A 17,948-nucleotide genomic window follows, 5' to 3' on the forward strand; every position below is an offset into this window, starting at 1 on the left:
GCTTGGCATTGTACGCTGCCCGAAGCCTATTTCCCAAATTTCATATATTTCATAAACTTAAGTTAAAAATAATACATTTTTGAAAAATTTGGTTACATCTAATAGAAAATTCTGGCCAGAAATATGATTTTTTTTGAAAAATAGCGCAAAATTAACCTCATTCTTTAGTATTAGATACGGTTTCGAGATTAGAACATGAGTAATCTGACTTTCTCTGCATTCACTTTAAACGGTGTAGATGCGCAAAAATTCTTACAAGGTCAAGTCACGGTAGATGTCGAAAAACTGCCGCAAACCGAAACCCGTTATACTGCAATTTGTAGCCTGAAAGGCCGTATTCTGTTTGGTTTATGGCTGACCAAACAGAATGCTGAACAGTTTGAAATTGTAGTAACGGCCGATCAAGCTGAAGACTTTGCCAAGCACATTAAAAAGTTTGGTGCTTTCTCGAAAATGAAACTGGAAGAAGCCGGTCAGGTTTATCCGGTCGTAAACGGTCTAAACACCCAGTTCACAAGTACTGAACAGGATATTCAAGCATGGCAATTAAAGGCGCTTGAAAGTGGTCAGGCCTGGATTCAGGCCAGCACCGCGGAACTGTTCCAGCCACAGGAACTGCGCCTGCATCAGCGTGAAGGCATTCATTATGCCAAAGGCTGTTATTTGGGTCAGGAAGTGATTGCCCGTTTATGGTTTAAAGCCAAGCCAAAACACTGGCTGCATCTGATTCAGGGTTCAGGCGAAGTTCCTGCACCTGCCGCCAAACTGAATAATGATGTAGAAGTGGTGAATAGCCTGGCCATTGATAGCGGTTATCAAGCTTTGGTGGTAGCCAAACCGGATGCCTTAGCCGAGCTAGATGTAACGGTTCTGGATTTACCTGAAGCTTTAAGCGGTGATGTGGCGCGGCCGCAAAATTAAGCGTGTCACTAGCAGATCTATGAAAAACAGCCCAAGTGACACGTGTAACTTGGGTTGTTTTTTTATACGTCAAAAAAACGAGACTGATTTACTAATTGAAGCAATCCTTAAATTCAGGATTTTTTTATTATTGTTCCTACGTGGTTTGAAAAAATTACCGGATTCCGATACATCTATATTTACATTCTTTGATTTCATCTTATGATGATGAGTGACAATTTATTCCCCACACATAAATGGAATTATGTGGTCATTGATACAAGGTTTTATACAACGATGAAAAAACTGATTTTGGCAAGTCTAGTTGCCCTTTCGACACAATTTACCCTCGCCAACAGCAATAACAGTATTCCGACCGATCCGGCTTTCGCCAAAATTGAAGCCATGGTCAAAGCCAACAACCTGAGCGGTGCCTATCAGGAATTAGACAAACTGGCCAAAACCGGTAATCCGCAAGCGATTTATAATCTGGGTTATTTGACCCAAACCGGCCAAGGTACGGCCAAAAATGAAAAGAAAGCCATCGAGCTATATGAGCAGGCCGCGAAAAAAGGCTATCCGGTGGCGAATTATGTACTCGGTAAAAACCATCTGACCGGCACTTTGGGTCTAAAACAGGATACCAATAAAGCCAAACAGTATCTGCAAAAAGCTTCATCACAAGGCTTTCATGATGCCACCATTGATTTAGCGGTGGTGTATTTCTCTGAAAACAAAGCCGATTCAGATAAAAAAGGCCTGCAATTACTGGAACCCCTCATTAAAAAAGGCAACAATCAGGCCATTCATGCCAAAGCCTTATATGACATTAGCCTGGGCTTTAAAAACAAAAATGAAGCTCCCATTCAGCAAGGCTTAAAGAGCATTCAGGATTTAGCACAAAAAGGCTATATTCCAGCGCTGATGGCGGTTGGCAATATGTTTACCAATGGCAACATCGTGCCGCAAAACCTGCCGGAAGCGAAAAAGATTTTCTCTGCCCTAGCCAAGGAAAATGTCCCGCAAGCCAAAGAATCGCTGGCTGTGGTGGACAAGATGATTGCCGATCAAGCCAAGAATCCACCAAAAGCAGCAGCCAAGAAAAGCTAATGCGGCTGACCGAAAAAAGCCCGATGACCGGGCTTTTTTATTTGGGATACATAAAGATTTAAAGAAAATGCGATGACTGACTTAACCAGAAAGCCACCCCGATTAAACCCAGGACCGTACTCATAATTAAAGGCTGGAGTGCCTGTTCATTCAGGCCATAATTCTGGCCAAAAATCCCAAAGGCCACAGGCATCGGCAATGCCGCCAGCAACGTACCAACAAACAGCATTTCCGAGCTGACATTGGGCAAACTCCACAACAAGGTGAAAATAACCAGCGGCATCAGCAGGACTTTCATCCCGACCAGCAGCACACTTTGCAGATTAACCGAGTGCAGGCGCATTCCGACCAGACTGCCGCCAATCACAAATAAAGCCAACGGCGAGGCAGTTTTGCCAAGCATCTCCAGAATCTGATTGATGCTGTCTGGCAGTTTTAAATTGAGCAAGACACAGGCCATCCCGGCAATAATCGACAGAATCACCGGATTTTTTAGCAAACTTTTTAAGGTTTTCAGATATAACGCCGAAAGATGATGGTTTTGCTTTTGCAAACCGGCTTCGGCCAGAAACAGCACCATCGCCACAATAATCAGGTTTTCAATAATTAAGGTTAACGACAGATAAATGGCGGAATGACTGCCAATCAGCAGGGTTAAAATAGCCGTGCCAATAAAGCCGGTATTGGACATCGACGCGCCCATCGACAGCACACTGGCGTGGGTCAGGCTATGCCGGAAATAGGTTTTATAAATGACTAACGCCAGAAAAAACAGGATCAGCGAGCCCAGCCCATAACCAATAAAATAACCGGGATGCCAGATTTCAGCCAGGTCTTTACTGGCCAGGGCATACAGTAAAAAGGCTGGCAGTGAAACCTTCATCACAAACTGGCTCAGGGCCTGAATATGCGTGGCCGCCAGAAAATTGGTGCGTACGCTGCTATAGCCCAGCGCCAGTACTGCCACCAAGGGCAGTAAAATATTCAGCAACAAAAGTGCCTTCCTTCTCTAGAACGAGATCTAAAACGCATCATCCCTGATACTGCTGTTGCTTATTCCTGAACAGGAAATGGATGGAACAAATCTTTTAAACCATGCGGCTGACAGCGCAAGTATTGCGGCGCGATGGCAATCTGCCCGCCCAGTTCAGCGGCGGCATGCCACGGCCAACGTGGATCATAAAGCATCGCTCGTGCCAGTCCAATGGCATCTGCATACTGATTTTGCAGAATTTCTTCAGCCTGCACCGCTTCGGTAATCAGGCCCACTGAAATCACCGGAATACGGTGCACCGCCTGTTTAATGGCATGTGCAAAAGGCACCTGATAGCTTGGCCCAATCTCGATACTCTGCTGGGCATGCAGACCGGCACTAGACACATGAATATAGGCCGCGCCTAGCTGTTCCAGCGCTTTGGCTACCCCGACCGTAGACTGGATATTCCAGCCGCCCTGCGCATCCATCCAGTCGGTAGCAGACAGGCGTACCCCAATCGGATAACCTTCTGGCACCACCTGTTTCATGGCCTGGAACACCTCCAGGGTTAAACGAATCCGGTTTTCAAAACTGCCGCCATATTCATCATCGCGGACATTGGATAATGGCGACATAAACTGATGTAGCAGATAACCATGGGCAGCATGAATTTCAATTAAATCAAAGCCAGCATCCACTGCACGCACCGCAGCACTGGCAAAGTCGGCAATTACCTGTTCAATTTCATTCAGACTTAGTGCATGGGGGGCATGATCGGTCGGGTTAAACGGCAAATTACTGGCCGATACGGTTTGCCAGCCCTGGGCATGATCCGGCGCAAACTGGTCTTTGCCCAGCCACGGTTTATCGGTAGATGCCTTACGTCCAGCATGCGCCAGCTGCACTGCAAATGGCATTGGTGACAAGGTTTTGACTTTGGCCAGCAAGGCTTTCATCTGCGCACGCTGCAAATCATTCCACAGGCCTAAATCGGCATAGCTGATCCGCCCTTCTGGCTGCACCGCCGTGGCTTCAATAATACATAAACCGGCACCCGACAAGGCATAGTTGGCCCATTGCTGCTCATGCCAATAGCTGAGCTCGCCTTTGTCATTGGCCGAATATTGGCACATGGGGGCAATAATAATTCTGTTGTCTAATTCAAGCGTGCCAAAATGGATAGGTTCAAATAATAATGCCATGGGGCGATCCTGCCTTATGATTTTCATGAAAATTATTCTAACCGAGATAGACGGCCGAATTGGCTAAAAGCTGTTTATTTTTACCGCTTTATGTAACCGAATTAAACTGTGGTGTTGATCAAAATACGCTGTGTTTTTGTCAGCCCGATGACAGCCATTTTTTGCACGATCGATCACACTTCAGACGCAGCGCGACAAGCCTGTTCCAGCCGGTTCAAATAGGCGGCAAAACCATCACTGACCCGGCTGTCCAGACGACTGCTGGTGGTGACCCGTACCTGGTTGCTCCAGACAATCGGCAGGTTTAAGCACTGCATCTGCTCGACCAGCTGCACATCTTCATGACAGCTGCTGGCCTGAAAACCACCGGCTTTTAAATAGGCCGCAGCAGAAAAACTGAGATTGGCCCCATGCACATGCCGATGGTCCATTTTATCCTGATAATGGCGCAGATATTTCTGCCGGGCGGCCGCAGATAAAGGCGACCAGTCTTTAATTTCAACCACGCCACAAATCAGTGCTGCCGGCTGATGGGCATATTGTGCAGATAACCACTGCGCATCAACCTGGGTATCGGCATCGGTACAGGCAATCCAGTCAGCACCTTTGGCAATCATGGCGCGCACGCCCAAATCCCGTGCCTTACCAACACAGCGTACTTCACAACACAAGTAGTCGATTCCGGCCTGTTGTACAATTTCAACAGACTGATCATCACAACTGTCCAGCACCACCAGCACCTTTACTTCAGACACAACGGGCGGTAATTGTGCAATGGCCTGCTGAATAGCCGCCAGACAGGCGCCCAGCGTTTCGGCTTCGTTATAGGCAGGCACCACCACCGCCATCCTCATATCAGTCCCTCCCGCGCAGCCACAGATTGTGCATCTTGAGTCCAGAGATCGAGCAGAAAATCCGGATCATTCATCTGTAAATAATGATGCAGCACCAAGTGTTGCCTTAAACAGGCATGTACCTGATCGCCATTCAGCTCAAAGCCTACAATTGGGTAACGCCAGTGACAGGCCAGCAGCGTACCATCTGCACTCAAACACTGCTGCAGCTGCTGCATTAGCTGCACTAATTCGGCCGGACGCAGGTAATAGGCCACTTCACTGAGAATAATCAGATCAAATAGACTATCATTTTCCAGCGCCAGATGGGTTTCAGGAACACGTTGTTGCCGCACCTGCACATGCGCAAACCTCGCCAGACGGGCCTGTGCCAGTTCAACCGCACGACGGTTGGCATCTACACAGATGAGCTGCTGACAACGCGGGGCCAGCAATTCACTGAAGATGCCATTGCTACAGCCAATTTCCAGCACCCGCTGAAACCGCGCCTGTGGCAAGGCCGCCAGACATAGCTGCCGTTTACGCTGCTCATACCAGCGCTGCTGATAGTGCCAGGGATCATCATTGTCCTGATACAGCTGGTCAAAATAGTCATCCGTGTTCAGTCGCATCAATATAGACCTCGTACGGGATTAAGAGTCGTGAAATGGTTTTTGCCGATAAAATTGGCGGCTGGTGAATAGTGTCATCAGCCTCGATCTGAGTTTTAAAACACTGAATCGCCTGCTGTTTTAAAGCCAGCTGCTGTGCAGTTAAACGGAGTTTTCGTGCCTGCGCCCAGGGAATCCGTGCATCTGCCGGTATGGCCCAATGCCAGGCCCAAATCAGCACCTGATAACAGCGCTGCCGGTGCTGTCTGGCCCAATGCTGCACCACCCATCCGGTGGCTTCATGATCGGGATGGCCATCTTGAGCGAAGGTGGTCACCAGAATATCCTCAGGCTGCACCCAGTTTTGTAGCTGCTGCAACAGTTCGGATTCAGCCTGCATCACCTGGCCATCTGCAATGTTCAGGGCAATGCGCTGGACCTTATGTTCCAGTCCCAGCACCGCCAAGGCATTCAGACTTTCTTGTGGCCGCAGCACATTCAGCTGCTCAACGCTATAACGTTTTGACCGAGGATGGCTGCCGGTACCATTGGTTACTGCAACCAGCAGCAGTTCACGCCCTGCCACGGCCAGTTGCTGCATCAGACCCGCACAACCGAGAATTTCATCATCGGGATGTGGCGCGAAAATTAGTACCCGGCCACGCTCAGGAAAGTGCTGCGTCAGATTCAAATCCGGCAGCCCGGTCAGTCCGGACCAATTGAGCCACTGCGCCTGATCGGTACCGCTACCATAGATTTTCCGGTCACCGACTACCGGATCGATCAGAGTTGCCATGTTTGCCCCTCCTGTAGCGATAAGCGGCCAATTGCAGCCAGATCAAAAGCAGCATGACTCTGGCGCAAAAATACCGGCAAGTCGGCAGCCAACCGGGCAAAATGTGCCTGCTCGCAAAAAGGTCGTGCGCCTAGCGCTTTTCCGACCTTTTCCAGTACCAATAGCGCAGTATCCTCAACTTGGGCGCGTAACATCCGGATGATCAGTTCATGGCTGTGTGCCGGCGCTGCATCTATCTGGGCAGCCACATGGGTAAAAAACTGTCGTGTCACGGCCAGTCGGGTACTGATTTCGCCCAAATACAATTCATGATAGGCATGGGTTTTCTGCTGCACATGCTGCTGTAAATATTCAGCCAGACGTACTGTAGCACCATACCAGCAGGCCGCAACACCGGCTGCACCATGCCAGAAGCCCGGCCGATTCAGATAATCTCCGGGTTGTGCAATGCGTGTGGCTGGAGTGTGCTGAAAATGAACAGTTGCTGTGGCCGTCTGCTGCATACCGATGGCTTGCCAACTGCTATCATCTACTTGGATTGAAGGCTGCTGCATCTCGACCATCAATAATTGTGACTGGCCATCTGCACCGCGATAAGTCATTAAACCAAAATCCACCGCATATGCCGCCGAGCACCAAGCCTTATAACCGGAACAATAGCCCTGCTCATACTGTACAGGTTGTGGATGGCCTTCCGCGGCCCAGACTGCCCACCAGCCCGCCGGAACGGACTGAATCTGTAGTTCGTTTAAAATACTCAGCGCATCGAAATGTGATTCCAGCCATTTCACCAAAGTTAAATCGGTGGCCGCAACTTTGGCCAGCAGTTGCCAGCGCAGCAGGGTTTGCCCCCTGCCCGGATGAGGAAATTCAGGTGATACTGCCAGCAAACGGCGTAGTGTGGTGACGTAATCTTCGGCGGTAGGCGCTGTCTGCTGTTCAAATTCAGCCAGAATCTGGTCCATAGTGGTTCTATATTCCAAATATATAATTGTTCTCAATCTATCCGGTTGTCATCATTGCCAGCACAGTGACCACAAGCGGGCATGAGTAGCCAAACTTGCAGTCACGGTACGGCGATGTTGATGTTTTTAACTGATGACCCTGTTTAGATTTAGCACGTGGCTGGGCAGATAAATATTGAAAATTGTTAACGTATTAGTGAATCACCGGCGAGACCTGGGCGCGAAGCGGCATCTTGTAGTGATACAGGAAGCTGTTATGGCGCAGATCATTTAAGAAAGTAGTACGCCAGTCGGCAATATCAAATTTTTTCAGACCATCCATTAAGCGACTGTAACGCTGTATCCGCTCTGCTCGCGGCATCTCCAGTGCCTGTTTCAGGGCTCGCGTCATGGCCTCGCGGTCATGTGGATTCACAATTAGTGCATCCGGCATCTGGTCTGCGGCACCGGCTTTATCGGACAGAATCAGCACGCCCGGATTATCGGCATCCTGAGCGGCAATATATTCTTTGGCCACCAAATTCATACCGTCTTTTAAAGAAGTGACCCAGCAAATATCCGACTGGCGGTAAATTTTCATCAGCACTTCATGTGCCAAGGTCTGATGACTGCAATTCACCGGCAACCAGTCTGCTGTAGCATATTGGCTGTTAATGGCGGCAATCTGGTCTTCTAAACGCTGGTACAGGCGCTGATAGGCGGGAATATCCATGCGGCATGGACAGGCAATTTGCAGGTCCACCACCTGCTGGTGATATTCAGGATAAGAAGCCAGGAAATGGGCAAAAGCATCAAAACGTTCTAGCAGCCCTTTGGAATAATCAATCCGGTCAACGCCGATAATAGTTTTTTGTTGGGCCAGGGAGTCAAAATCAAAGATATCTTGGGTGCTCGTTAAGGGGTGAGCGGCCGCGTGCTGGATGAGGTCTGGATTCACCCCAATGGGGTAACTCTTCATCATGGTCAGCTTATTCTGATAACGCAGGATATAAGGATGAATTTCCTCACCACTGAGCATGGTCTGGCAAATGCGCATACATTGCTGCTGATCGCGCTGGGTTTGCAGTCCAACTACATCATATTCACAGAGGTCTTGCAGTAAACGTGATGCCACCGGAATTTCCCGCCACACCGCTTCATGGGCAAAAGGAATATGCAGGAAAAAACCAATCTTGTTATGCATGCCTAACTGGCGGCAATGCCGGGCGATACTGAAAAAATGATAGTCATGCACCCAGATCACATCATCCGGCTCAGCAATCGCCTGTAGCTGTTCGGCAAACATGCGATTGACTTCCTGATAAGTCAGATATTCGTCTGTGGAGTATTCAATTAAATCGCTGCGATCATGCATGGCCGGCCACAAGGCATTGTTGGCAAAGCCACAGTAATATTGCTGGTACTGCTGTTCAGTTAAGGGGCTGGTCAGATATTCCACACCCTGATGCTGCACCGAGTCGAATTTCAGCTGGGAAAATTGCTCGACTCTTTCACCATTCCAGCCCACCCAGACCCCGCCAATATCATGCAGTGCATCTTGCATGGCCACCGCCAGACCACCTGCGGCTTTTTTTTCAGGATTCGGTAAACTGACCCGATTGGATAACACGATTAGCTTTGACATTTTTACCCTCACATCCTCTTTTGATGGTCATTGCTCCTGTTTCGCAATGTATTTTTATTAAATGCAGCAACTCCGCCACGGCTTGGGTATTGGCCAGCCGATAGTGGGCCTGTGTCTCGCCTTCACCGACTTTAATACTCAAACCCTGATGCTGATTGACCACGGCAAATCCATCTTCATCCGTCACATCATCACCAATAAAAATGGGAAAAGTGCTGTTTTCTGGCATTGCTTCCAGTAAGCGACTAATTGCAAAACCTTTACTCGCTTGCTGAGGCAAAAGCTCGACCACACACTTGCCCTGCTTGAGCTTAAGTTGAGGATAACGCACTTGCAGCACCGCCATAATCTGCTGTGCAACCGGCGCAAGCTCTGGATATTCCCGGTAGTGCAGGGCTACCGAAAACTGCTTATCCTCAATACGTAAATTCGGGTAGGCGCGACAGGCCTGACTCAGGTCTGCCCGGAGCTGCTTATAATTAATATGACTTAAATCAAGTTGTAATTTCTTTGTACTATTCCACCAAATTTGTAATCCATGTAACTCAGCAATCGGCAGCGGTAACTGCTGTAACAGCTGTCTGGCCATCTCAATGGAACGGCCAGTAACCACACTCACCGGAATCCCCAACTGCAATAATTCGGCCAGGGTGTTTAAAGTCGAGGTGGGAATAAAACTGTGCTGCGGGTCAAGCTGAAAATCGGCCAGAGTGCCGTCTAAATCGAGAAACAGATTCAATTGACGTTGCTGCTGCTGACAGATCTCGATGATGTGTTGCGGCGTATGCATATTGCTCCTCATCTGGATAACTCATTTTTGTTTTGCCCTATCTTGGCGTTTTTTTATGGGCGGCATGTGATTTTCAACATTAATGATGTGCAGGCTTACATTTTTTTACCTGGACGCTGAATCGCTTTTATTTTTCTGTGAATGTTCAGTTTGAGCCGCAAGACTGATCCGGCTGCGCGGTACGGCAATTCACTTTATAATGCAGCCTTGCCCTGTCTTGTATTTTTCAAGATTCAACCCGATATTAGCTGCATCCTCATGCCGAAGCCTGTCCATGCCTGAATTACCTGAAGTTGAAACCACCAAAACCAGTTTATTACCGCTGCTAGAACAGCGTGTGCACGCCGTGCAGGTACGCCAGTCCAGCTTACGCTGGCCAATTCCAGACGATCTACACAAACTGGTCGGGCAAAAACTACTGAACCTGACCCGTCGCTCCAAATATATTCTGGCCCAGTTTGAACAGGACAGCATGCTGTGGCATCTGGGCATGTCCGGCAGCTTCCGCCTATGTGAGCCCGAGGCCGAACTGCGCAAACATGACCATCTGATTATCCAGTTTGATGATATTCAGCTGCGCTACCACGACCCGCGCCGTTTTGGCTGTATTCTCTGGCTAGATGAAAACTCGCAAAGCAAACTGATTGATACGCTCGGGCCTGAACCTTTAAGTGATGCTTTCAATGCTCACTATCTGGCCGATAAACTGAAAAACAAAAATGTCGGCATTAAAATTGCAATCATGGATAACCATGTGGTGGTGGGCGTGGGCAATATTTACGCCACAGAAAGTCTGTTTAATCTGGGCATTCACCCGGCACAACCGGCGTCGAGCTTAAGTCTGGAACAGATTGACAAACTAACTGTGGAGATCAAACGGATTTTAAAACAGGCCATTGATTTGGGTGGATCGACCTTACGCGACTATAGCAATGCCATGGGTGAAAATGGCTATTTTCAGCAAACCCTGCTGGCCTATGGTCGTGCCGGTGAAATGTGTGTCAACTGTGAAACCACACTGGAAAACCTCAAGCTTGGTCAGCGCGCCTCAGTGTTTTGCCCGGAGTGCCAACCGCTGAAGAAAGTCAAACTGGCTCGTCCTAAAACCAGCAAGCCAAAACATACAGCGAGGTAATACCCATGAAAACGGCCATCGTCCGTCATATTCTGGTGAAAGATAAAGATACTGCCGAGCAGCTAAAAAAGAAGCTGCAAGCGGGAGCAGACTTTGCCAAAATTGCCAAACAGTATTCCACTTGCAACTCAGCCAAACGTGGCGGTGAACTCGGTGAAGTGAAAAAAGGCCAACTGGTTCCAGTGATTGATAAACTGGTCTTTACGGCTGCTGAACGGGTGTTGCATGGCCCGGTCAAAAGCCAGTTTGGTTTTCATTTGGTGGAAATTAAATTCCGGATGGATTTTTAATCCCTCTAAATCCCCCTTTAGCAAAGAGGGACTTCTCCTCTCTTTATTAAAGGGAAGTTTGGGAGGGATTCTATAAAAAAATGACGCCTTTGCGCCGTTTTCTTTTGCTTTCAATTACGCCTGCGGACGTTTTTTCAATTCGTCACGAATTTCACGCAGTAATTCAATATCTTCTGGAGTTGCTGCCGGTTCTGGCTCTGCTTCCTGCTTACGGCGCATTTTGTTCATCAGTTTCACCAACCAGAACACCACCCAGGCCAATAACAGGAAGTTAATGAAGATGGTCAGGAAGTTACCATAATGGAAAATGTTTAGACCCGCTTCCTGGGCAGCAGCCAGGGTTTGCACATTGTTCGGATTATCACCCAGAATCAGGAATTTATTGGTGAAATCGACCTCACCCCCTAAAATCCATGAAATCAGCGGCATGATCACATCTTTTACCAGTGAATCAATAATCTTACCGAATGCACCACCAATGATGACACCGACTGCCAAGTCCATCATGTTGCCTTTAATGGCAAACTCTCTAAATTCTTTTAAAATGCTCATATGCGCTCCAGAATATATCTTTATTTATGTGATGAAGTATACATAATTACTAGGATTTGATTTCTGCTTAATGTACGCTTTTTTCAATTATTTCCAAGTAGTTTTAGAACATTTAATACAAAAAAAACCGCCAAGTGGACCTGGCGGTTTCTTTTTTCTTCTTAATTTTAAAAATTAAGATTTGTTACGCTTACGTTCGTTTTCAGTCAGGTAACGCTTACGGATACGGATTGACTTCGGCGTTACTTCAACCAGCTCATCATCTTCAATGAATTCAAGTGCTTGTTCAAGTGTGAATTCAATTGCAGGAACCAGAGTTAACGCATCATCCGTACCAGATGCACGTACGTTGGTTAACTGTTTCGCTTTGGTTGGGTTCACCACCATATCGTCTGAACGAGAGTTAATACCCACGATCATACCTTCGTAAACTTCCAATTGAGGTTTAGCAAATAGACGACCACGGTCTTGCAAGCTGAACAGTGCATAGCCCAAGCAAGTCCCTTGAACCATAGAAATCAGTACACCGTTTTGACGTTTTGCTACAGAACCCTGTTTCATTGGACCGTAGTGCGAGAAGCTAGAGGTCATGATACCGGTACCAGACGTCATGGTCATGAATTCAGAACGGAAACCAATCAGGCCGCGTGAAGGAACAGTTGCTTCAATACGGATACGGCCTTTACCGTCCACTTCCATATTGGTCATCTCACCTTTACGGTTACCCATTTGCTCCATCACAGCGCCTTGGTGCTGTTCTTCAACGTCAAACGTTACGTTTTCGTACGGTTCTTGCATTTCGCCGTCAATCTCTTTCAAGATCACTTGCGGACGAGATACACCCATCTCGAAACCTTCACGACGCATGTTTTCAATCAGAACTGAAAGGTGAAGTTCACCACGGCCAGACACTTTGAAACGGTCAGGACTGTCAGTATCTTCAACGCGCAGTGCAACGTTGTGAATCAATTCGCGGTCTAGACGTTCACGGATGTTACGTGAAGTCACGAACTTACCTTCTTTACCCGCGAACGGCGAGTTGTTGACCTGGAATGTCATCGACACGGTAGGTTCGTCTACAGAAAGCGGTGGTAATGCTTCAACATTTTTCGGATCACAGATGGTGTCAGAAATATGCAGCTCGTCCATACCGGTTACACATACGATGTCACCCGCAGATGCAGAATCTACATCAATACGCTCTAAACCGTGGTAACCCATGATTTTTAAGATACGGCCGTTACGTGTTTTACCGTCTTTGTCGATGACAGTTACAGGTGTGTTCAGTTTTACAGAACCACGCTGGATACGACCAACACCGATTACACCCACGAAGCTGTTATAGTCCAGTGAAGACACTTGCATCTGGAATGGACCATCAACGTCAACTGCTGGTGGTTCAACGATGTCTACGATGGTTTCAAACAACGGTGTCATATCTTCAGCCAGTTCTTCTGGAGATGGACCAGCAACACCACGTAAACCAGACGCATATACCACCGGGAAGTCTAGCTGCTCGTCAGTACCACCCAGGTTGTCGAACAAATCGAATACCTGGTCAATCACCCAGTCAGGACGCGCGTTTGGCTTGTCGACCTTGTTGATGATCACGATTGGCTTCAAACCACGTGCGAACGCTTTTTGCGTTACGAAACGGGTTTGTGGCATTGGACCTTCTTGTGAGTCAACCAGAAGAAGTACGCAATCCACCATCGACATGACACGTTCAACTTCACCACCGAAGTCGGCGTGTCCCGGGGTATCCACGATGTTGATACGGTATTCAGTATCGGTACGTTTATCTAACCATTTGATTGCAGTGTTTTTTGCAAGAATGGTAATACCACGTTCACTTTCAATAGCGCCTGAATCCATGACACGCTCAATCTCGCCCGCTCGTTCACCGAGAGCACCTGATTGTTGTAAAAGTTTATCTACAAGAGTGGTTTTACCGTGGTCAACGTGCGCGATAATCGCGATGTTGCGGAGAGTTTTAATATCTGACATGTAAATTCGATACGCTTTAAATTTGAGGGCAAATTATACAGAAAAATACTCTCATTTAGTAGTGACACTTTATTGACAATCGAACTTTTTTCGACAGAAGCGACGATTTAAAGTTTGTAAAGACGTGTAACTCGATTAGAATACCGCCACCTAGCCTAATTTGCTTTTGACTTATGTCTGAATTTAATTCATCTCCTGATCAAAAACCGCAACTGGATTTGGTCTATGGTCTGAATGACCGTCCTAAACCGTTTATTGCTTTTCTTGCTGCCTTCCAACACTTATTGGCCATTATTGTCCCGATTGTGACACCAGGTCTGTTGATCTGTCTGGCCTTGGGTGTTTCCAAAGAAGACACCAACATGATTTTATCGATGTCTTTGGTGATTTCGGGGATTGCAACCTTCCTGCAAGCTAAAAAAGTAGGTCCTTTTGGTGCCGGACTGTTAATTGTTCAGGGCACCAGCTTTAACTTTATTGGCCCAATCATCGGGATTGGTTCTGCAATGGTCGCAGCAGGTACACCAGTTGAGTCGGTTATGGCTGCTATTTTTGGTGTGGTGATTGCCGGTTCATTTATCGAGATGGGTGTTTCACAAATTCTGCCATGGGTTAAAAAACTGATTACCCCGCTGGTGACCGGGATTGTGGTCCTGCTGATTGGTTTAACCTTAATTAAAGAAGGTTTAATCAGTATGGGCGGTGGCTATCAGGCCATGTCGGACAAGACTTTCGCCAATGCCGATAACCTGATCATGTCTTGTACCGTTTTAGCGTTAATCATTATCCTGAACCGGATTAATGTGACCTGGATTAAAAGCTCCGCCATCCTGATTGCCCTGATCGTGGGTTATATTGTGGCTGGTTTTATGGGTCATCTGGACTTCTCTGGTCTGCAGGAAGCGCCACTGGTACAAGTGCCAACTCCAATGCACTTTGGTCTGGAATTCTCCTGGAGCCTGTTCATTCCAATGGCCTTTATTTACCTGGTCACGTCTTTAGAAGCGATTGGTGACATCACTGCAACCTCTAAACTGTCGAACCAGCCCGTGGATGGTCCAAAATGGATGGAGCGTATTAAAGGTGGCGTACTGGTCAATGGTGCCAACTCATTCCTTGCGGGTATTTTCAACACCTTCCCAAGTTCGGTATTTGCACAAAACAACGGTGTGATTCAGTTAACTGGTGTGGCTAGCCGTTATGTCGGAATCTGGATTGCCGCGATGCTGGTGATTTTAGGTTTATTACCAGCCGTTGCTGGCGTGATTCAGGCTGTGCCTCAAGCCGTTCTGGGTGGTGCAGTGATGGTCATGTTTGGTGCGGTAGCCGCATCGGGAATTAACATTTTATCGGGTATTCATCTGGACCGTCGCGCCCTGCTGATCATTGCCATTTCTCTGGCACTGGGTTTAGGCGTTGCACAAGTGCCACAAATTCTGGAGCATCTGCCAGAATTATTCCGTAATATCTTTAGCTCAGGTGTTGCGACCGGCGGTATTGCAGCGCTGATTCTGAATATTGTATTACCTGAAACCAAGAAGTAATTTCATGTCCAGAAAACACTGTCTGAGCCGGACTTGGACAGTGTTTTTCTATTGGAGAGCGACTCATGGATGCTAAAAGCGAAGTGCTATTACGACAATATGATTATTTATCAGGTCGTGTGTTACTGATCAATGCGCCTACAGACCAGCTGTTCGCTGAATTCGGTGAATCGGTCCAGCCTTTTTTCTGGACATGGAATTTTAACGATTACCACTATTTCCAGAACCAGACTGCCCCCGTTCATTTTGGTGCCGACTTTCCAGAAGGCGAATTTGATCAGGCGGTTATTTTTGTGCCGAAATCCAAAGAACTGCTGAATTATGTGCTGCACAATGTTGCCGCCCATCTGCAAACCGGCAGCAGTGTTTTTCTGGTCGGTGAGAAAAAAGGCGGCGTCGAACGTGCAGCCAAACAGTTACAGCCTTATGGTAAAGCCTTAAAACTCGACAGTGCCCGTCATTGCCAACTCTGGCAATTAACACTAGACTGCAGCGTCGAGAAAAAAGCACTGGCCGACTGGGCGCAGCGTTATACTGTGGCGACGCCAAAAGGCGATCTACAGATTTGTGCCCTGCCAGGTGTGTTCAGCCAGAACCGGCTTGATATCGGTACAGCGGTCTTCCTGCCTTATTTAAGCCAGGTGCCATCGGGTAAAATTGCCGATTTTGGTTGTGGCGCCGGCATTATCAGTGCCTATCTGGCCAAGCTGAATCCAGATAACCGTATCTTCGCGCTGGATGTAGATGCTTTTGCACTCGCTTCAACCCAAATGACTTTTGAGCACAACCAGCTCAATCCGCAGCAGCTTGAAATTAAAGCCGTCAGTGGCATTGAAGATGCGCCGCTGTTTTTACATGCCATTGTCAGCAATCCGCCTTTTCATCAGGGGATTCAGACCGACTATGATGCCAGCGAAAAACTGTGCAAAACTGCGCGCCGCCACCTGAAATCGGGTGGTGAACTGTGGATTGTGGCCAACCGCTTTTTAAATTATCCCCTGTTGATTGAACAGAGTTTTGGCCAGTGTACGGTCAAGGCAGATCAACAAGGTTTTAAAGTGCTGTTCGCGAGCACTCAAAAAAATGTTAAGGAAGTATGATGAGCGAAACTCAACACAGCCGACAGCTGCAGCGTAAGCTCGGTGCTCGCCACTTAAATATGATCGCCATTGGCGGATCGATCGGGACCGGTTTATTCCTGGCCTCCGGTGCGACCATTGCCAATGCCGGTCCGGGTGGTGCCTTACTGGCCTATGCCCTGATTGGCGTCATGATCTATTTCTTGATGACCAGCTTGGGCGAATTGGCGACCCACAATCCGACCTCAGGTGCATTCTTTACCTATGGCAGCAAATATGTTGAAGGTGGTTTTGGTTTCGCGCTAGGCTGGAACTACTGGTATAACTGGGCCATTACCGTGGCATTTGAACTGGTTGCGGTACAGTTCATCATGAAGTTCTGGTTCCCGGATATTCCCGGTTTCTACTGGAGTGCCCTGTTCCTGACCGTGGTGTTTGCGATTAATGCCCTGACAGTCAAAGGCTTTGGTGAGTCCGAGTTCTTCTTCTCTTTAGTCAAAGTGCTTGCGATTATCATCTTTATTATTATTGGTCTGGTCATGATCGCCAAGATCATGATGACCCCGGATGTTGCAACTTTTGGTAACTGGAGCCAAGGTGAAGCACCCTTTGTCGGTGGTTTATCAGCCCTGATTGGTGTGGCGATGATTGCCGGTTTCTCCTTCCAGGGCACGGAAATGGTCGGCGTGGCTGCGGGTGAATCCAAAGATCCACAAAAAACCATTCCGATTGCAATCAAACAGATTTTCTGGCGTATCCTGTTGTTCTATATCGTGTGTATTTTCATTATCGGCACCCTGATTGCTTATGATGATCCACGATTACTCCAGGCCGCTGCAACAGATGATGTGGCACTGTCACCGTTTACCTTACTGTATGAACAGGCCGGTTTTGCCTTTGCAGCCAGCGTCATGAATGCAGTCATTCTAACGGCGATCCTGTCTGCGGGTAACTCAGGCATGTATTCATCTACGCGTATGCTGTTTGATATGGCACGTAAAGGCAGTGCACCAAAAGCCTTTGCCCGCCTTGATCCACGTGGCGTACCGATGAATGCGCTGTATGCCACTACAGCCATTGCTGCATTATGTTTCTTGACCACCTTTATTGGTGAAGAACAGGTCTTTAACTGGCTGCTGAATATGTCAGGCATGTGTGGCTTTATTGTCTGGCTGGGTATTGCGGTTTCTCATTATCGTTTCCGCAAAGGCTATCTTGCTCAGGGCTATAAACTTGAAGATCTGGCGTATCGTGCCAAGTTCTTCCCGTTCGCACCATGGTTTGCCTTCACTTTATGTGCGATTGTGGTCTTGGGTCAGAACTATCAGGCGGTACTTGAGGGTGAATGGCTGGCTGTGCTTTCCACCTATATCGGGATTTTATTGTTCCTGGCCATCTGGTTAGGCTATAAATGGAAATACAAAACCAAGCTGATTCCTTATCAGCAGATGGATGTGCAGCCGATGAAGATCGACCGTGAATAATTTATTCAGCTTTCTTTAAAAGCACTCAACAAAAAAGCAGTCCAAGTGAC

Annotated in this window: 17 protein-coding genes; 7 read left to right on the plus strand and 10 right to left on the minus strand. The window is 47.7% G+C overall.

Annotated elements, in window-relative coordinates; all coding sequences use genetic code 11:
• Window positions 1-195: 195 nt before the first annotated feature.
• Window positions 196-921, plus strand: a complete 726-nt coding sequence (gene ygfZ, locus VF685_RS12525) for a CAF17-like 4Fe-4S cluster assembly/insertion protein YgfZ (protein ID WP_286385204.1) — start codon at window positions 196-198, stop codon at window positions 919-921.
• 276 nt (window positions 922-1,197) lie between these two features.
• A complete protein-coding gene (locus tag VF685_RS12530) occupies window positions 1,198-2,010 on the plus strand; it encodes a tetratricopeptide repeat protein (protein ID WP_005175859.1) in 813 nt (270 codons plus the stop codon).
• Window positions 2,011-2,068: 58 nt separating this feature from the next.
• Here the strand turns inward: VF685_RS12530 and VF685_RS12535 are convergent, their stop codons facing one another.
• The 8 genes from VF685_RS12535 to otsB all read right to left on the minus strand — a co-directional run bounded on the left by VF685_RS12535 (window position 2,069) and on the right by otsB (window position 9,807).
• Entirely contained in the window at window positions 2,069-3,004 is a 936-nt protein-coding gene (locus VF685_RS12535) for an AEC family transporter (RefSeq protein WP_016659830.1), read from the minus strand.
• 59 nt (window positions 3,005-3,063) lie between these two features.
• Entirely contained in the window at window positions 3,064-4,188 is a 1,125-nt protein-coding gene (locus VF685_RS12540; RefSeq protein WP_016659829.1) for an NADH:flavin oxidoreductase/NADH oxidase, read from the minus strand.
• 173 nt (window positions 4,189-4,361) lie between these two features.
• Complete coding sequence (locus tag VF685_RS12545; protein ID WP_005175848.1) at window positions 4,362-5,042, minus strand: glycosyltransferase; 681 nt, start codon at window positions 5,040-5,042, stop codon at window positions 4,362-4,364.
• On the minus strand, window positions 5,039-5,653 hold the full coding sequence (locus VF685_RS12550) for an SAM-dependent methyltransferase (RefSeq protein ID WP_286385203.1): 615 nt from the start codon (window positions 5,651-5,653) through the stop codon (window positions 5,039-5,041). Before VF685_RS12550 ends, VF685_RS12545 begins: the two co-directional genes overlap by 4 nt.
• Window positions 5,634-6,428: a PIG-L deacetylase family protein gene (locus VF685_RS12555; protein ID WP_286385202.1), complete on the minus strand. Its 795-nt coding sequence runs from the start codon at window positions 6,426-6,428 to the stop codon at window positions 5,634-5,636. Before VF685_RS12555 ends, VF685_RS12550 begins: the two co-directional genes overlap by 20 nt.
• Window positions 6,416-7,393 (minus strand): acyl-CoA dehydrogenase, encoded by a 978-nt coding sequence (locus tag VF685_RS12560; protein ID WP_168396995.1) that lies wholly within the window; start codon window positions 7,391-7,393, stop codon window positions 6,416-6,418. Before VF685_RS12560 ends, VF685_RS12555 begins: the two co-directional genes overlap by 13 nt.
• A 193-nt stretch (window positions 7,394-7,586) precedes the next feature.
• Window positions 7,587-9,017, minus strand: a complete 1,431-nt coding sequence (locus tag VF685_RS12565; RefSeq protein WP_286385201.1) for an alpha,alpha-trehalose-phosphate synthase (UDP-forming) — start codon at window positions 9,015-9,017, stop codon at window positions 7,587-7,589.
• Window positions 8,968-9,807, minus strand: a complete 840-nt coding sequence (gene otsB / locus VF685_RS12570) for a trehalose-phosphatase (RefSeq protein ID WP_127800809.1) — start codon at window positions 9,805-9,807, stop codon at window positions 8,968-8,970. The genes VF685_RS12565 and otsB overlap by 50 nt, the downstream gene beginning before the upstream one ends.
• A gap of 274 nt (window positions 9,808-10,081) precedes the next feature.
• On the opposite strand from otsB, the gene mutM reads away from it, so the two are divergent.
• Both mutM and VF685_RS12580 read left to right on the plus strand, forming a co-directional pair.
• Window positions 10,082-10,942, plus strand: coding sequence for a bifunctional DNA-formamidopyrimidine glycosylase/DNA-(apurinic or apyrimidinic site) lyase (mutM, locus tag VF685_RS12575; protein WP_127800807.1), 861 nt, complete (start codon window positions 10,082-10,084; stop codon window positions 10,940-10,942).
• 5 nt (window positions 10,943-10,947) lie between these two features.
• The gene (locus tag VF685_RS12580) at window positions 10,948-11,232 is read left to right on the plus strand and encodes a peptidylprolyl isomerase (protein WP_005175832.1); all 285 of its coding nucleotides are present in this window, start codon (window positions 10,948-10,950) and stop codon (window positions 11,230-11,232) included.
• Window positions 11,233-11,346: 114 nt separating this feature from the next.
• Here VF685_RS12580 and mscL read toward each other — a convergent pair whose 3' ends face one another.
• Together mscL and typA are read right to left on the minus strand one after the other, a co-directional pair.
• Entirely contained in the window at window positions 11,347-11,784 is a 438-nt protein-coding gene (gene mscL, locus VF685_RS12585; protein ID WP_016659821.1) for a large conductance mechanosensitive channel protein MscL, read from the minus strand.
• A gap of 174 nt (window positions 11,785-11,958) precedes the next feature.
• Entirely contained in the window at window positions 11,959-13,791 is a 1,833-nt protein-coding gene (gene typA, locus VF685_RS12590; protein ID WP_005175828.1) for a translational GTPase TypA, read from the minus strand.
• A 173-nt stretch (window positions 13,792-13,964) separates the two neighbouring features.
• On the opposite strand from typA, the gene VF685_RS12595 reads away from it, so the two are divergent.
• The 3 genes from VF685_RS12595 (at window position 13,965) to VF685_RS12605 (ending at window position 17,898) form a co-directional block, all read left to right on the plus strand.
• Complete coding sequence (locus tag VF685_RS12595) at window positions 13,965-15,335, plus strand: uracil-xanthine permease family protein (protein WP_016659820.1); 1,371 nt, start codon at window positions 13,965-13,967, stop codon at window positions 15,333-15,335.
• Window positions 15,336-15,400: 65 nt separating this feature from the next.
• On the plus strand, window positions 15,401-16,435 hold the full coding sequence (locus VF685_RS12600; RefSeq protein ID WP_016659819.1) for a class I SAM-dependent methyltransferase: 1,035 nt from the start codon (window positions 15,401-15,403) through the stop codon (window positions 16,433-16,435).
• Complete coding sequence (locus VF685_RS12605; protein WP_160241580.1) at window positions 16,435-17,898, plus strand: amino acid permease; 1,464 nt, start codon at window positions 16,435-16,437, stop codon at window positions 17,896-17,898. Before VF685_RS12600 ends, VF685_RS12605 begins: the two co-directional genes overlap by 1 nt.
• Window positions 17,899-17,948 lie beyond the last annotated feature (50 nt).

It is taken from the genome of Acinetobacter sp. Brlt_5 (assembly GCF_051949055.1).
Taxonomy (GTDB): Bacteria; Pseudomonadota; Gammaproteobacteria; order Pseudomonadales; family Moraxellaceae; genus Acinetobacter; species Acinetobacter indicus.

What these genes read in the sequence shown, in the direction of transcription:
- ygfZ (WP_286385204.1), top strand. Translation starts at nt 196, where the DNA reads ATGAGTAATCTGACTTTCTCTGCATTCACTTTAAACGGTGTAGATGCG.
- VF685_RS12530 (WP_005175859.1), top strand. Translation starts at nt 1,198, where the DNA reads ATGAAAAAACTGATTTTGGCAAGTCTAGTTGCCCTTTCGACACAATTT.
- VF685_RS12540 (WP_016659829.1), bottom strand. Translation starts at nt 4,188, where the DNA reads ATGGCATTATTATTTGAACCTATCCATTTTGGCACGCTTGAATTAGAC.
- VF685_RS12545 (WP_005175848.1), bottom strand. Translation starts at nt 5,042, where the DNA reads ATGAGGATGGCGGTGGTGGTGCCTGCCTATAACGAAGCCGAAACGCTG.
- VF685_RS12550 (WP_286385203.1), bottom strand. Translation starts at nt 5,653, where the DNA reads ATGCGACTGAACACGGATGACTATTTTGACCAGCTGTATCAGGACAAT.
- VF685_RS12555 (WP_286385202.1), bottom strand. Translation starts at nt 6,428, where the DNA reads ATGGCAACTCTGATCGATCCGGTAGTCGGTGACCGGAAAATCTATGGT.
- VF685_RS12560 (WP_168396995.1), bottom strand. Translation starts at nt 7,393, where the DNA reads ATGGACCAGATTCTGGCTGAATTTGAACAGCAGACAGCGCCTACCGCC.
- VF685_RS12565 (WP_286385201.1), bottom strand. Translation starts at nt 9,017, where the DNA reads ATGTCAAAGCTAATCGTGTTATCCAATCGGGTCAGTTTACCGAATCCT.
- otsB (WP_127800809.1), bottom strand. Translation starts at nt 9,807, where the DNA reads ATGCATACGCCGCAACACATCATCGAGATCTGTCAGCAGCAGCAACGT.
- mutM (WP_127800807.1), top strand. Translation starts at nt 10,082, where the DNA reads ATGCCTGAATTACCTGAAGTTGAAACCACCAAAACCAGTTTATTACCG.
- VF685_RS12580 (WP_005175832.1), top strand. Translation starts at nt 10,948, where the DNA reads ATGAAAACGGCCATCGTCCGTCATATTCTGGTGAAAGATAAAGATACT.
- mscL (WP_016659821.1), bottom strand. Translation starts at nt 11,784, where the DNA reads ATGAGCATTTTAAAAGAATTTAGAGAGTTTGCCATTAAAGGCAACATG.
- typA (WP_005175828.1), bottom strand. Translation starts at nt 13,791, where the DNA reads ATGTCAGATATTAAAACTCTCCGCAACATCGCGATTATCGCGCACGTT.
- VF685_RS12595 (WP_016659820.1), top strand. Translation starts at nt 13,965, where the DNA reads ATGTCTGAATTTAATTCATCTCCTGATCAAAAACCGCAACTGGATTTG.
- VF685_RS12600 (WP_016659819.1), top strand. Translation starts at nt 15,401, where the DNA reads ATGGATGCTAAAAGCGAAGTGCTATTACGACAATATGATTATTTATCA.
- VF685_RS12605 (WP_160241580.1), top strand. Translation starts at nt 16,435, where the DNA reads ATGAGCGAAACTCAACACAGCCGACAGCTGCAGCGTAAGCTCGGTGCT.